Source organism: Saccharopolyspora hirsuta (assembly GCF_008630535.1).
Classification (GTDB): domain Bacteria; phylum Actinomycetota; class Actinomycetes; order Mycobacteriales; family Pseudonocardiaceae; genus Saccharopolyspora; species Saccharopolyspora hirsuta.
In genome coordinates this window covers 26,016-39,079 of record NZ_VWPH01000012.1, presented here as the reverse complement: position 1 = coordinate 39,079, position 13,064 = coordinate 26,016, and the positions used below count along the sequence as shown (strand labels likewise).

The following is a 13,064-nucleotide window of genomic DNA, read 5'->3' as shown; positions in this document are numbered from 1 at the left end:
GGGGTAGAGGTCGGCCGCCGAGGCTGGGAAGCTGGAAGGCGACGCCTCAGCAGGAGGACGGCCCGTCCCGCCGGGCCGAGTTCGGTTCGAACCAGGAGGACTCCCCGTGCAGATGCAGCACCAGTTCAGCGTTCCGGTGCCGGTCGAGGTGGCGTGGCAGGCGCTGCTCGACCCGGAGCGGGTCGCACCGTGCATGCCCGGCGCCACGCTCACCAAGGCCGAGGGCAACGAGTTCTCCGGCTCGGTGAAGGTCAAGCTCGGCCCGGTGACGCTGCTCTACAAGGGAACCGGCACCTTCAAGGAGGTCGACGAGAGCGCCCGCCGCGTGGTCATCGACGCCAGCGGCAAGGACTCCCGCGGCAGCGGCACCGCCGCGGCGACGGTGGCCGCGGTGCTCACGCCCGAGGGCGACACCACCTCGGTCACCGTGGACACCGACCTGAAGGTCACCGGCAAGCCAGCGCAGCTGGGCCGCGGGCTGATCTCCGAGGTCGGCGGCAAGATCCTGAACCAGTTCGCGGCCAACCTCGCCAAGCAGCTCACCGAGGAGGGCACCCCGGCGGCAGCCGAGGCGAAGCCGTCCGCCGGCGAAGCCGCGGCGGCGAAGCCCGCGGAACCCGAAGCCGCAGCGGCGAAGCCCGCGGAGGCGAAGGCGAGCTCGGCGAGCGCCGGAGGCGCGGAGCCGGCGAGCTGGCGGGTGACCCCGGCGGGGAGCCGGGACGGCGAGTTCGCGAGCACGGCGACGGAGGAGCCGTCGCGCCGCGCGGACGCGGTGGTCACCGGAGGCCCGGTGCCGTCGGACGAGGCGATCGACCTCCTCGGCACGGCCGGAGCCCCGGTCCTCAAGCGCCTCGCCCCGCTAGCGGTCGCAGCGGTGGCCCTCGCCCTGGTCTTCCGCCTCATCCGCCGCCGACGCCGCCGCGCCTGACCCAGCACCGTCACCCGGGAGAACGGCAATTTCGGGAGAAAACGACGTTCACCCGGGTGACGGTCAATTTCTCCCGAAATCGCACCCCACCGCGCCCCAACGCAGCCCGACAGACACGCACCGACCTCCACCCCCATCACCACCGCAGGCACGCCCGGTAGCACTGCTACGAGCGCACCACCTGATGCCACTGCCGTGAGGCGCAGGTATCACCACCGCGAGCGCTGTGCCGAACGTCCGCGATTTCGATTGAAATCGCTACCCGCCCAAGGCGACCACCCACCGCTTTGAACCCAAAGCAACCGCACACTCACCGCAACGCACGACGCCCAACTCTCCCGGATATCACCGCTGAACCTCCGGACGCATGGTCCCCCGGCAGCCGCGCCGACCCCGGGTCGCTGAGCCACCTGGCCGCCCAGTCGGTTGGCTGCCGATCGTCAGGCGATGTCCCTGCCGCTCCCGGAACCGGCACCGGGCCAGCGCGGCGGGGGCCGGGTACCTCCACATTGGTCCAAGATCAAGGGCCTTGGCTACCTGGGAAGACGATGCTCGACCCGGCGCCAGGATGAATCTGGCCCGACCGGCCGCACCCTCGCGCCGACGGGCTCTGGTCGGCCTCGGGAGGTGAGCGCGGGTTCCGAGGCGCTGTGTGTGGGGCGACTTCGCGCGAAACCGGCGGCTCGCTCGCGTGCAGGGCGGCGACTTCCTGCGAAATCGCCGCACCGCCCTCAAGGCCGCGAGGGGTCGTGAGTGCGAAAACCGCCTCCAGCCGGTTTTCGCACTCACGACGCCAGGCCGAGCCCAGCCCTAGGCGCGGCGGAGGGTGTCGACGCGGCCGAGGCGTTCGAGCCAGCGGTGTTGGACGTCCGCCGTGGGGGTCGCCGCTGCGACCAGGGCCGGGTCCGGTTCCGGGGGGCGGCGGAGGACCGGGAGGTGGCCGTCCACCGGGAGCAGGGAGTCCGCGACGACGTCGCCGTCCAGCAGGGACATCGTGCCCAGGCCGCAGGCGAAGGGGAGTTCCGGCAGCGCCCCCGCCAGGGCCAGCTGCGCGGCGAGGCCGATGCTCGTCTCCACCGCCGACGACACCACGCACGGCAGTCCGCACGCTTCGGCGACGCGCAGCGCTCGGCGCACCCCGCCCAGCGGTGTCGCCTTGATGATCGCCACGTCCGCCGCTCCGGCCACCGCGACGCGCAGCGGGTCCTCGGCGCGGCGGATGCTCTCGTCCGCCGCGATGCGCACGTCGACCTGGCGCCGGACCGCGGCGAGCTCGTCCACCGACGGGCAGGGCTGCTCCGCGTACTCCAAGCCGCCCGCCGCGCGGTCCAGCTCTCGGATCCGGGTGACCGCCGTGTCGACGTCCCAGGCGGCGTTGGCGTCCACGCGGATCGCGCCGCCCGGACCCAGCGCGTCGCGCACGGCGGCCACGCGCTCGACGTCGTCACCAGCCGTTTGGCCGGGCTCGGCGACCTTGACCTTGGCCGTGCGGCACCCGGACGCCGCGACGATCGCGTGCGCCTTGTCCGCCGACACCGCGGGGACCGTGCAGTTGACCGGGATGCTGGTGCGCACCGGTTCCGGCCAGGCCTCGGTGCAGGCCTCCAGCGCGGCGGCCAGCCACGGCACCGCCTGCGCGTCGTCGTAGTCCTCGAACGGGCAGAACTCGCCCCACCCGGCCGGGCCGCCGAGCAGCACCCCGCGCCGGACCGTCACCCCGCGGAACTTGTTGCGCATCGGCAGCGCGTACACCCGCACCGCGTCCAGTTCCGCCAGGTCGATCGTCGCAGGTGCCATGCCCCGATCCTGTCACCCCGCCGCCACCCCGGCGTGCCAAGGGGACGTGCTGGGCGGTCCGCGCGGCTCAGGCGACGCTGGGGCGGCCCAGGTCGAAGACGTCGACCTCGAAGCGGGCCCACTGCTGGCGCAGGGCCGTCACCCCGTTGTCGAGGATGTAGTTCAGCTCGCCGAGGGTCACCGGGAGGAGGGTGAAGACCTGGAGCTGCTCGATGCCGTCCGGGTCGGTGAAACGGGTGAACTCCGGGGGGAACATCGGGTGGCCGCTGGCCAGCACGCCGTGGAACTCGGTGCCCGGCAGCAGCGGCTGCTCGTTCGGGACGATCTGGTCGGGCACCAGGTGGGTGCGCTGCTGGACCAGCACCTCGGCGGTGAGGTCGACCAGGTGGCGGGCCGCCTCGGCCTGCTCCTTGTAGACCGTGCAGGCCAGCTCCTGGGCCGGTTCGGCGCCCAGCGGCTGGAAGCGCAGCCCGCTGCTGATCACCGTGGTCAGGTGGTACTGCTCCAGGTGGAAGAAGACCAGGCCGTAGCCGCGGTTGGTGCCGTGCACGTTGGGGGGTTCGGCCGCGGTCGGGGTGCCGGCGTGGCGTTCGAGGTTCTCCGCGAGTCCGACGAACCGGTGCGCCCCGCCCATGGCGGTGCGTTCCTGCTCGGTGGTCATCCGATCTCCAGTGTCCCTGCCTGCAAAGCGCGCGGCGCACCCGTCCTGCTCCCGGCGTCCGCCCCCGATCGGTGGTCACCTGCGGCGGCGCGCGGACCACTGCGCACGTCCGGACCGACGTGCCTGGTCAGCTCGCGTGCGTCCACCGCAACCGTAGCGGCTGCCGGGCCCAGCGTGGACACATTTGGGTGACAGCTGACCGGGTGTGTCTCGGAATTGTCGTCACCCGACGTCCGGGATCGAGGGGCCGAGCAGGTCGTCGGCGTCCACGATGCGGTAGGCGTAGCCCTGCTCGGCGAGGAACCGCTGCCGGTGCGCCGCGTAGTCGGTGTCCAGCGTGTCCCGCGAGACCACCGAGTAGAAGTGCGCCTGCTTGCCGTCGGCCTTCGGCCGCAGCAGCCGACCGAGCCGCTGCGCCTCCTCCTGCCGCGACCCGAAGGTGCCCGAGACCTGCACCGCCACCGACGCCTCCGGCAGGTCGATGGAGAAGTTCGCGACCTTCGAGACCACCAGCCGGTTGATCTCGCCGTTCCGGAAGGCGTCGAAGAGCGCCTCGCGCTCCTTGTTCTTCGTCGAGCCCTCCACGATCGGCGCGTCCAGCGCCGCGCCGAGGTCGTGCAGCTGGTCCAGGTAGGCACCGATGACCAGCGCCGGTTCGCCGGGGTGCTGGTCCAGGATCGCCTTGACCACCGGGGCCTTGGTGCGGGCCGTGGAGCACAGCTTGTAGCGCTCGTCGGCGTCCGCGGTCGCGTACTCCAGGCGCTCGTTGTCGGTCAGCGTCACCCGGACCTCGATGCAGTCGGCCGGGGCGATCCAGCCCTGCGCCTCGATGTCCTTCCACGGCGCGTCGTAGCGCTTGGGGCCGATCAGCGAGAACACGTCGCCCTCGCGGCCGTCCTCGCGGACCAGCGTCGCGGTCAGCCCGAGGCGCCGCCGGGACTGCAGGTCGGCGGTCATCCGGAACACCGGGGCGGGCAGCAGGTGCACCTCGTCGTAGACCACCAGGCCCCAGTCGCGGGAGTCGAACAGCTCCAGGTGCTTGTACTCGCCCTTGGAGCGGCGGGTGATCACCTGGTAGGTGGCGATGGTGACCGGCCGGATCTCCTTCTTCTCGCCGGAGTACTCGCCGATCTCCTCCTCGGTCAGCGAGGTCCGCTCGATCAGCTCCCGCTTCCACTGCCGACCGGCCACGGTGTTGGTGACCAGGATCAGCGTGGTCGCCTGCGCCTCGGCCATGGCCGCCGCGCCGACCAGCGTCTTGCCCGCGCCGCAGGGCAGCACCACGACGCCCGAGCCACCGGCCCAGAACGACTGCACCGCCTGCGCCTGGTAGTCGCGCAGCTGCCAGCCGTCCTGCTCCAGCTTGATCGGGTGCGCCTCGCCGTCGACGTACCCGGCCAGGTCCTCGGCGGGCCAGCTGACCTTGAGCAGCATCTGCTTGAGCCGCCCGCGCTCGCTGGGGTGCACCACGACGGTGTCGTCGTCGATGCGCTGGCCCAGCATCGGGGTGATCTTCTTGTTCCGCAGGATCTCTTCGAGCACCGCGCGGTCCAGCGAGTTCAGCACCAGCCCGTGCGCCGGGTCGTTGACCAGCTGCAGCCGCCCGAAGCGCCCCATCGTCTCGACGATGTCCACCAGCAGCGGCTGCGGCACCGGGTAGCGCGAGAAGCGCACCAGGCCGTCCACCACCTGCTCCGCGTCGTGCCCGGCGGCGCGCGCGTTCCACAGCGCCAGCGGGGTGATGCGGTAGGTGTGCACGTGCTCGGGGGCGCGCTCCAGCTCAGCGAAGGGGGCGATGGCGGTGCGCGCCTCGTCGGCGAGGGCGTGGTCGACTTCGAGCAGAAGCGTCTTGTCGGACTGGACGATCAGGGGTCCGTCGGTCACGGGTGCGCAGCTCCCTCGGGTCCGCAGGTGATCAGTGACCTTCCCGGCACGCCCGCCGCAGTCCCGACCCGGGCGGACCGGCCTGCGTGCGCTGGTCACGCGACACCGACGAGGGTACTTGTCCCGCGCGGACGATGTTGCCGTCCGACCGCGCCGGACCGGCCGGTGCGGAAAAGCTCCTATATCAGCCGTTCGCGCACCGAAGTCCGGGTGTGCGGTTAGCCTTCTCGAGGTGAACGAATATACGGAGGAGCAGTGAGCTACCCACAGCAGCCGGATCCCTACGGGTCGCAGTCCGGACCGTACTCGGGCCAGCAGTACCCCGGCGGACAGTACCCGACCGGCGGCTATCCGACCGGCGGTTACCCGCCGCCGAACGAGCCGGACGACTTCTGGCGCCAGGTCGCCGGGAACCAGCCGCAGCCGCCGATGCCGCCGAAGAAGAAGTCCACCGGGCTGATCCTCGGTCTGGTCGGCGCCGGTGTCGCGGTGATCGGCGTCGTCGCCCTCGTGGTCGTGATGATCGTGAACGTCAGCAACCGCAACGAGGCGAGCCCGACCGGCGGGGGTCCCGTCGAGTCCACCACGAGCCCGGCCACCACCAGCCAGGCCGAGGACGGGCCGGTCACCGTGGGGGACTGCATCGGGCTGCTCGACGAGAGCGGCGGCGAGATGACCGTGGAGACCTGCGGCACCCTCGACTCCGACTACGAGGTCGTGAAGGTCGCCAACGGCACCGACCGCGCGGTGTGCGGCGACGACTACAGCAACGTCGTCGACGGCCAGACCTACTGCATCGTCCTGGACGTCGAGGAGGGCGACTGCATCACGCCCTACAACGAGGCGGGCAACCGGATCCCGCTGAAGCTGGACTGCTCCGAGGCGAAGGACCAGATCACCAAGGTCGCGCCGCGCGGCGACCCGGCGCAGGTCTGCGGCCAGGGCGACGGGTACTACAACTTCGCCGAGAAGACGTTCTGCTTCAACGACGTGCGGGGAGCCTGAGACGGCAACGTGACCTGCGTTGCAGTGCGGTCGAGCTGATCACGCGGGGGCGGCGGATTCGCTAGATTCTCGCCGTTTTCAGCTCGAACCGACTGGGGGAACCCGTGACTCAGCCTCCGCAATTCGGCCAGCAACCGCAGTGGGGCCCGCCGCCGCAGCAGCAGTGGGGCCAGCAGCAGCCGGTGCCCGCCGGGCCGCCGCAGGGCTACCCGGCAGGCCCGCCGCCGCAGCAGATGCCGCCGCAGGGCGGATTCCCAGGTGGCCCGCCGCCGCAGATGCCTCCGCAGGGCGGTGCGCCGCAGCAGGGCGGTGCCGCGAAGAAGGTCCTGGGCATGGTCGGGACCCTGGTCCTCGGCATCGTCGGGGTCGTGGTGGTGGCCCTGCTGCGCAGCGTCGACGGCGGCGGCATCGCGGTCGGCGAGTGCGTCGACGTCACCAACCCGAGCACGACCCGACCGGAGTGGGACAAGGCCGCCTGCGGTTCGGCGGAGTCCGACTTCAAGGTCGCCAAGCAGCTCGACGGGTCCGGCAGCTGCGGCGATGACTACGACTCGCTGGAGAAGCGCGGCGACTACGTGATGTGCATGGTCCCGGACGTCAAGACCGGCGACTGCCTGACCGCCCCGATGCTCGACATCTCCACGAAGGTGCCGTGCTCGGACCCGGACGCCGCGCAGCAGGTCACCGCGGTGGCCAACAACACCAGCGGTGACGCCGCGTGCACCGAGGACTCCGAGAAGTACCTGACGTGGAACGAGCCGCCGCTCACCATGTGCTGGAAGTCCACCTGAGCGCCGGTTTCGCGCGAGATCGGCGCCCCTCCCGCTGACCACCCGGCGATTTCGCGCGAGATCGCCGGGTGGCGTGGGCCACCCCGTGCGACCGCCCGCGCGGGAGCGCCGCTGCTCGCGGCCTCCCCGGGCCGTCGAGCCGCACCGGCGATTGGCGCCCAGTGACCAACGCGATCTGGTTCAGACCTGCCGGATGTGGTGTCGTTGCAGGGGCAACCTCGCAGGTGAGCGGGGTTGTTCGCACGATGAGGGAGGCTTGCGATGCGCAGCGAGGACCGCACGGTCCGTGACATCACCCGGACTCTGATGCGGGAGCTCGGGTTGACCACCGTGTTCGGCAACCCGGGCACGACCGAGGTGCCGTTCCTGACGGGCTGGCCGGACGACTTCCGGTACGTGCTCGGCCTGCAGGAGTCCGCGGTGGTCGCGATGGCCGACGGTTATGCGCAGGCGCGCCGCGAGCCGGTGCTGGTCAACCTGCACTCCGCGGGCGGGGTGGGGCACGCGCTGGGCGCGATCTTCACCGCCTACCGCAACCGCACGCCGATGATCGTCACCGCGGGCCAGCAGACCCGCAGCCTGATGTTCGGCGAACCGTTCCTCGGCGCCACCGACGCGCCGAACTTCCCGCAGCCGTACGTGAAGTGGAGCTACGAGCCCGCGCGAGCCGAGGACGTCCCGGCCGCGCTGGTGCGCGCCTACCAGCTGGCCACCACCCCGCCGTACGGCCCGGTGTTCCTGTCCATCCCGGCCGACGACTGGGACCAGCCCGGCGTCCCGGTGCCCGCGCGGCCGCGCACCCCCGGCTTCGCGCCGGACCCGGCGGCGGTCGCCGAGCTGGTCGGGGCGCTGCGCACCTGCGAGCGCCCGGCGTTCGTGGTCGGCCCGGCGGTGGACGCCGACCAGGTCGTCGACGAGATGGTGCAGCTGGTCGAGAAGACGAAGGCGTCGGTGCTGGTGGCGCCGATGTCGCCGCGCTGCTCGTTCCCCGAGGACCACCCGCAGTTCGCCGGTTTCCTGCAGCCCGAGCAGCGCGCGCTGAGCGCGGAGCTGGCCGAGTACGACCTGGTCGTGGTGTGGGGCGCCCCGGCGTTCACGTACCACGTGTACCGCGGGGAGAGCGAGGTCGAGCTGCCGGAGATGTTCCTGGTGCACGACGACCCCGAGGTGCTGGCCCGCGCCCGCCAGGGGCGGGGCGTGCTGGGCACCCTGGGGCACGCGGTCCGGCAGGTCAACGCGCAGGTCGAGGACGTGCCGCGCAGCGCCCCGAAGACGTACCAGCGGCCGGAGAAGCCCGCGGCGGCTGCGCCGATGAGCGCGGCGTACGTGTTCGACGCGATCGCCGAGGCGCTGCCCGCGGACGCGGCGGTGGTGGAGGAGACCCCGAGCCACCGCAACGACCTGCACGAGTTCTTCCCGATCCGGTCGACCGACGGCGGGTTCTTCACCGGGTTCTCGGGTGCGCTCGGCTACGGCATCTGCGCGGCGGTCGGCGTGGCGATGGCGGACCCGAACCGCCGCACGGTGGCGCTGCTGGGCGACGGCTCCAGCATGTACGGCATCCAGTCGGTGTGGACGGCGGTGCGCGAGCAGGCCCCGGTCACCTTCGTGATCATGGACAACTCCCGCTACGCGGCGGTGGCGGTCCTCGGCGAGGCGGCGGGCGGCGACAAGCTGCCCGGCGTGGAGCTCGGCGGCATCGACTTCGCGGCCCTGGCCACCAGCCTCGGCTGCCCGGCCAAGTTGATCGAGACCCCGGAGGACCTCGGAGCGGCGCTGTCCGAGGAGTTCGCGGAGGGCAAGCAGGGCCCGACCCTCCTCCACGTCAAGGTCGACCCGGGCCAGCGCTACCTGTACTGATCCGAGGTTCCGCCTGCTCAAGGCCCGTGAGTGCTTTGTGGTGTTATAGCCCCGCAAAGCACTCACGGCTTACGTTCGAGGTCTGAGCCGTACCGAGCAAACAGCCCCGGCAGCGTTGCGGCCGGGGCTGTTCCGCTGTTCGGCGCTCAGCTGCGCTTCGCGCTCTCGGGCGCTTCGGCCTTCTCGGCCTCCGCCCACTGCTTCGCAGTGGACTGCTCCGCCTCCGCTCCGCCCTTCGGCGCGTCCACATCGGACTCGGCGGGCTCCGCCGCCTCGGCCGACTCCGGCTCCGCCGTCGCCGCTCCGGCTTCCGCCTCCGCAGGCTCCGAAACCTCCGCCGCTTCCGCGGCCTCCGACGCTTCCGCGTCGGCCGAAGCCTCCGCCGCAGGCTTCGGCGTCGCTGCGGTGCGGACGTCGAGGAGGCGGGCGACCTCGCTGCGGAGGTGGACGAAGGTCTCCGACTCCCTGGTGGTGATCTGGTCGCGGTCGTCGCCGAGGGGGATCTCCAGGTCCGCCACGATGCTCGCCGGGGACTTGGACAGGACGAACACGCGGTCCGCCAGGTAGATGCTCTCGTCGATGTCGTGGGTGACCAGCAGGACCGTGCTGTCGTACTGCTTGCGCACGCGCAGCAGGAGGTCTTCCAGCTCGAAGCGGGTCTGGGCGTCCACCGAGGCGAACGGCTCGTCCATCAGCAGCAGGGCCGGGCGGCAGGCCAGCGCGCGGGCGATGGAGACGCGCTGCTGCATGCCGCCGGAGAGCTGCCACGGGTACTTCTTCGCCGCCGCCGACAGGCCCACCCACTCGAGCACCTCGTCGGCGCGCTCGCGGCGCTCGGCCTTGCTCACGCCGCGGGAGCGCAGCGGGAACTCCACGTTCGACCGCACCGACAGCCAGGGGAACAGCGAGCGGCTGTAGTCCTGGAACACCACGGCGAGGTCCTCGGGCACGCCCTGCACCGGGGAGCCGTTGAGCTTCACCTCGCCGCTGGTCGGCTTGATCAGCCCGGAGATGGAGCGCAGCATCGTGGACTTGCCGCAGCCGGACGGGCCGACGATGCAGGCCAGCTCACCGGTGCGCACCTGGAAGGTCAGGTCGGCGATGGCCTGGTGGCCGCTGGGGCCGCCGTAGCGGTGGCCGAGCCCGGAGACGTCCAGCATGGTCTTGGTTTCGGTCATCAGGATTCAGCCTCCGACTACGTTCGCCGACGCTTGCGACGGTTGCCAGCTCAGCGCGCGGCGTTCCACTGCGAGCAGCAGGGTGTTGAGCAGGTATCCGAGGACGCCCAGCAGGACGATGCCCGCCCACATCGCGGGCAGGTCGAACGCGCGCTGGTCGAAGATCAGCCGGTAGCCGATGCCGTTGGTGGAGCCGACCAGCTCCGAGACGACCATCAGCACCAGCGCCAGCGACAGGCTGACCCGCAGGCCCGCGAAGATCTTCGGGGTCGCGGCGGGCAGCACCACGCCGAACACCCAGTGCGAGCGGGGGATCCGGAACGACTTGGCGGTGTCCACCTTGACCTGGTCGACCGAGCGCACCCCGTCCACCGTGTTGAGCAGGATCGGCCACATCACGCCGAAGACGATCACGGTGATCTGCATCTCGGTGCCGATGCCCAGCAGCACCAGGAACACCGGGACCAGCACCGGCGGCGGGATGGCGCGCATGAAGGCCATCAGCGGTCCGAAGTAGTCCATCCCGGTGCGGGACCGGCCCAGCAGCGTGCCCAGCCCGACGCCGATCACCACCGCGATCAGCCACCCGGCGAAGACCCGGCCGAGGCTGGCCAGCAGGTCGGTGAAGACCTCGTCGGTGAGGAACAGCGAGGAGGCCGGGCCGCTGAACCACTTCTGCCCGGCGGCCTCGACGATCTGCGTCGGCGGCGGGAAGAACGGGTTCTGCGCGAACCGCGTGACCAGCTCCCACAGCACGATGGCGACGACGAACACCAACCACCGCCGCACGAAACCTTGCAACCTGCTCACGCTGCCTCCCGGTCAACCGTGCTCCAGCGGAGGCCGCGCTTGTGCAGGAGTTCCAGCGCCTCGTTGATCAGGTAGCCGATGATGCCCGCGACCAGGGTTCCGGCCAGGACCAGGTCCATCCGGCCCGCACCGGAGCTGGCGTCCAGGACGAAGTTGCCCAGGCCGCTGCTGCCACCGGCCAGGAACTCGGTGCTGACCACCAGGATCAGCGCCACCGCGGCGGACATCCGGATGCCGGTGAGCACGAACGGCGCCGCGTTGGGCAGCGCCACGGTGAACATCACGCGACCGCGGCCGAGCCCGAAGGAGCGGGCGGTGTCGACCATGACCGGGTCGATCTCGTCGAGCGCGTAGATGGTGTTGAACAGGATCGGCCAGACCGCGGCGTACACCGCGAGCGAGATCTTGGTCTCCGGCCCGGCGCCGACCAGCACGATCGCCAGCGGGATCAGCGCCACCGACGGGATCGGGCGGAGGAACTCGATGATCGCGCGGGTGGCCACCCGGATGCTGCGCACGCTGCCGAGCAGCAGACCGGCCGGGACCGCGATGGCGATCGCGATGCCCAGCGCGATCGCCCAGGCCAGCACGCTGGCGATCACGTCGAGCAGGAAGTTCCGGTCGCCGAGCAGCTCGGCGAGGCGGAGGAGCACTGTGGACGGTGGCGGAAAGTATTGCTGGGGAACGGTTCCGGATCGGCTGAAGAGCTCCCAGACGAGCAGGAAGCCCAGCAGTCCGAGCAGTCCCCGGAGTGTTTTCGTCATTTCCCGGTATCAGCTCTGTGGCGGTGCGGCGAGGTGTGCACCCGGCGGTTTTCGTTGCGGATGCCCGAATTCCAGCATTCGTGGTGGGAGTGGCGGACTTCGGGGGCGGGCCCGGACCGGGAATTGGCGTCGCGGCGCCAATTCCCGGTGAATTCCGGGAGAACTGGCGGAGTCGGGAGCGCGAAATCGCGCTCGGCGCCCGCCGGTTCAGGCCTTCGGGGTGACGATCATCTCTTCGACGTTGATGTCGGTGTTGATGAACCCGAACTGCTTCATCAGCCGCGGCACCCGCTGCAGGCGGGTCGCGTCGGCGCGGGAGTTGAACTTGAGCAGCGTGATGATCGACGCCGTCTGCGGGTCGATCTTGGCGAACTCCGGCAGCAGCGGCTCGATCTTGCTGCGGTCCTGCGCCTCGGTGACCGCGCGGTCCATGACCTTCTGGAAGGCGGCGACGGTCTTGGGGTGCTCGTCGACGAACTTCGCGGTCGCGCCGTAGCCGGTCAGCGGCAGGTCCTCGAGCGGGCCGGTGGCGGTGTCGACCACCGGGATCGCGCCGTTGCGGGCGGCCATGGTGAGGAAGGGCTCGGTGACGATCGCGGCGTCGACCCGGCCCTGGTCCAGGGCGGCGGGCATGTTCATGAACGGCACCGGGGAGAGCTCGACCCCGCGCCAGTCCACCCCGTGCGCGTCCAGGGTGGCCTTGACCAGCAGCTCGGTGATGGTGTTCGGGCCGCTGATGGCGATCTTGCGCCCGGCCAGGTCCTGCGGCTTCCGGACGTCGGTCTTCGGCGAGGTCATGATGACCGTGGTGTTCTGCGCGGCCGAGGCGCAGTCGGCGACGATCCGCAGCGGGGCCGTGCCGCTGGCCTGCGCGGCGAAGAACGGCACGTAGCTGCTGTAGGTGATGTCGTAGTCACCGCCGATGGTGCTGGCCAGCGCCGCGCTGCCGTCGCTGGCGTTGACGATCTCGACGTTGAGGCCGGCCTCCTTGAAGTAGCCGTTCTTCACGGCCAGGTGCAGCGGCGCCAGGTCGTTGATCGGCAGCGCGCCGACCCGCAGGTTCTGCTTCTCCACCAGGTCGTTCCCACCGCTGTCGCCCTGCGACCCGCCGAGGAGTCCGCAACCGCTCGTGCCCAGCAGCGCGCCGGCGGTGACGGCACCACCTGCGAGTTTCAGCAGGCTGCGGCGATCGAGGGCGCGGGGGACGGGGCTCATGTGTTCCTCCTCGGATTCGGGGTGCGACATGGTGCAGAACCGCGCCGGGTCGTCCGGAGCGCGGCGACCGAGCGCATGCATGCCCCCGTGATGCGCTGTGACCGGTTCGCGGCACCGGTGATCACCGGCTGCTCAGGTGCGGGTGGGGAACAGTCGGTGCGCCCCCGGTGG

The 13,064-nt window shown here is 71.2% G+C and carries 11 protein-coding genes; 4 read left to right on the top strand and 7 right to left on the bottom strand.

All coding sequences use genetic code 11. The features are described from left to right. Nucleotides 1-106 precede the first annotated feature (106 nt). Nucleotides 107-928: an SRPBCC family protein gene (locus tag F1721_RS24515; protein ID WP_150069133.1), complete on the top strand. Its 822-nt coding sequence runs from the start codon at nt 107-109 to the stop codon at nt 926-928. Nucleotides 929-1,738: 810 nt separating this feature from the next. Here the strand turns inward: F1721_RS24515 and F1721_RS24510 are convergent. The 3 genes from F1721_RS24510 to F1721_RS24500 form a co-directional block, all read right to left on the bottom strand. Beyond that, nucleotides 1,739-2,725, bottom strand: a complete 987-nt coding sequence (locus tag F1721_RS24510) for an o-succinylbenzoate synthase (RefSeq protein WP_150069132.1) — start codon at nt 2,723-2,725, stop codon at nt 1,739-1,741. Between the two features lie 67 nt (nt 2,726-2,792). After that, the gene (locus F1721_RS24505; protein ID WP_150069131.1) at nt 2,793-3,386 is read right to left on the bottom strand and encodes a suppressor of fused domain protein; all 594 of its coding nucleotides are present in this window, start codon (nt 3,384-3,386) and stop codon (nt 2,793-2,795) included. Nucleotides 3,387-3,608: 222 nt separating this feature from the next. Beyond that, nucleotides 3,609-5,270, bottom strand: coding sequence for a DNA repair helicase XPB (locus F1721_RS24500; protein WP_150069130.1), 1,662 nt, complete (start codon nt 5,268-5,270; stop codon nt 3,609-3,611). A gap of 255 nt (nt 5,271-5,525) precedes the next feature. Between F1721_RS24500 and F1721_RS24495 the strand changes: the two genes are divergently transcribed. From F1721_RS24495 to mdlC, 3 genes are all read left to right on the top strand, one after another. After that, nucleotides 5,526-6,275 carry a hypothetical protein gene (locus tag F1721_RS24495; RefSeq protein ID WP_150069129.1) on the top strand — a complete coding sequence of 250 codons (750 nt, stop codon included), beginning with the start codon at nt 5,526-5,528 and terminating at the stop codon, nt 6,273-6,275. A 104-nt stretch (nt 6,276-6,379) separates the two neighbouring features. Continuing rightward, the gene (locus tag F1721_RS24490) at nt 6,380-7,066 is read left to right on the top strand and encodes an LppU/SCO3897 family protein (RefSeq protein ID WP_150069128.1); all 687 of its coding nucleotides are present in this window, start codon (nt 6,380-6,382) and stop codon (nt 7,064-7,066) included. Between the two features lie 261 nt (nt 7,067-7,327). Then, the gene (gene mdlC, locus F1721_RS24485; protein ID WP_150069127.1) at nt 7,328-8,926 is read left to right on the top strand and encodes a benzoylformate decarboxylase; all 1,599 of its coding nucleotides are present in this window, start codon (nt 7,328-7,330) and stop codon (nt 8,924-8,926) included. A gap of 146 nt (nt 8,927-9,072) precedes the next feature. Here mdlC and F1721_RS24480 read toward each other — a convergent pair whose 3' ends face one another. The 4 genes from F1721_RS24480 to F1721_RS24465 all read right to left on the bottom strand — a co-directional run bounded on the left by F1721_RS24480 (nt 9,073) and on the right by F1721_RS24465 (nt 12,893). Then, nucleotides 9,073-10,086 carry an ABC transporter ATP-binding protein gene (locus tag F1721_RS24480; protein WP_246155296.1) on the bottom strand — a complete coding sequence of 338 codons (1,014 nt, stop codon included), beginning with the start codon at nt 10,084-10,086 and terminating at the stop codon, nt 9,073-9,075. Between the two features lie 24 nt (nt 10,087-10,110). After that, nucleotides 10,111-10,914, bottom strand: coding sequence for an ABC transporter permease (locus tag F1721_RS24475; protein ID WP_150069126.1), 804 nt, complete (start codon nt 10,912-10,914; stop codon nt 10,111-10,113). Continuing rightward, nucleotides 10,911-11,678, bottom strand: a complete 768-nt coding sequence (locus F1721_RS24470; protein WP_150069125.1) for an ABC transporter permease — start codon at nt 11,676-11,678, stop codon at nt 10,911-10,913. Before F1721_RS24470 ends, F1721_RS24475 begins: the two co-directional genes overlap by 4 nt. A 207-nt stretch (nt 11,679-11,885) precedes the next feature. After that, a complete protein-coding gene (locus F1721_RS24465; protein WP_150069124.1) occupies nt 11,886-12,893 on the bottom strand; it encodes an ABC transporter substrate-binding protein in 1,008 nt (335 codons plus the stop codon). Nucleotides 12,894-13,064: the final 171 nt, after the last annotated feature.

Bases quoted from the DNA above. Each gene is read 5' to 3' on its own strand.
- F1721_RS24510 (WP_150069132.1), bottom strand. From the start codon at position 2,725: ATGGCACCTGCGACGATCGACCTGGCGGAACTGGACGCGGTGCGGGTG.
- F1721_RS24505 (WP_150069131.1), bottom strand. From the start codon at position 3,386: ATGACCACCGAGCAGGAACGCACCGCCATGGGCGGGGCGCACCGGTTC.
- mdlC (WP_150069127.1), top strand. From the start codon at position 7,328: ATGCGCAGCGAGGACCGCACGGTCCGTGACATCACCCGGACTCTGATG.
- F1721_RS24480 (WP_246155296.1), bottom strand. From the start codon at position 10,086: ATGCTGGACGTCTCCGGGCTCGGCCACCGCTACGGCGGCCCCAGCGGC.
- F1721_RS24470 (WP_150069125.1), bottom strand. From the start codon at position 11,678: ATGACGAAAACACTCCGGGGACTGCTCGGACTGCTGGGCTTCCTGCTC.
- F1721_RS24465 (WP_150069124.1), bottom strand. From the start codon at position 12,893: ATGAGCCCCGTCCCCCGCGCCCTCGATCGCCGCAGCCTGCTGAAACTC.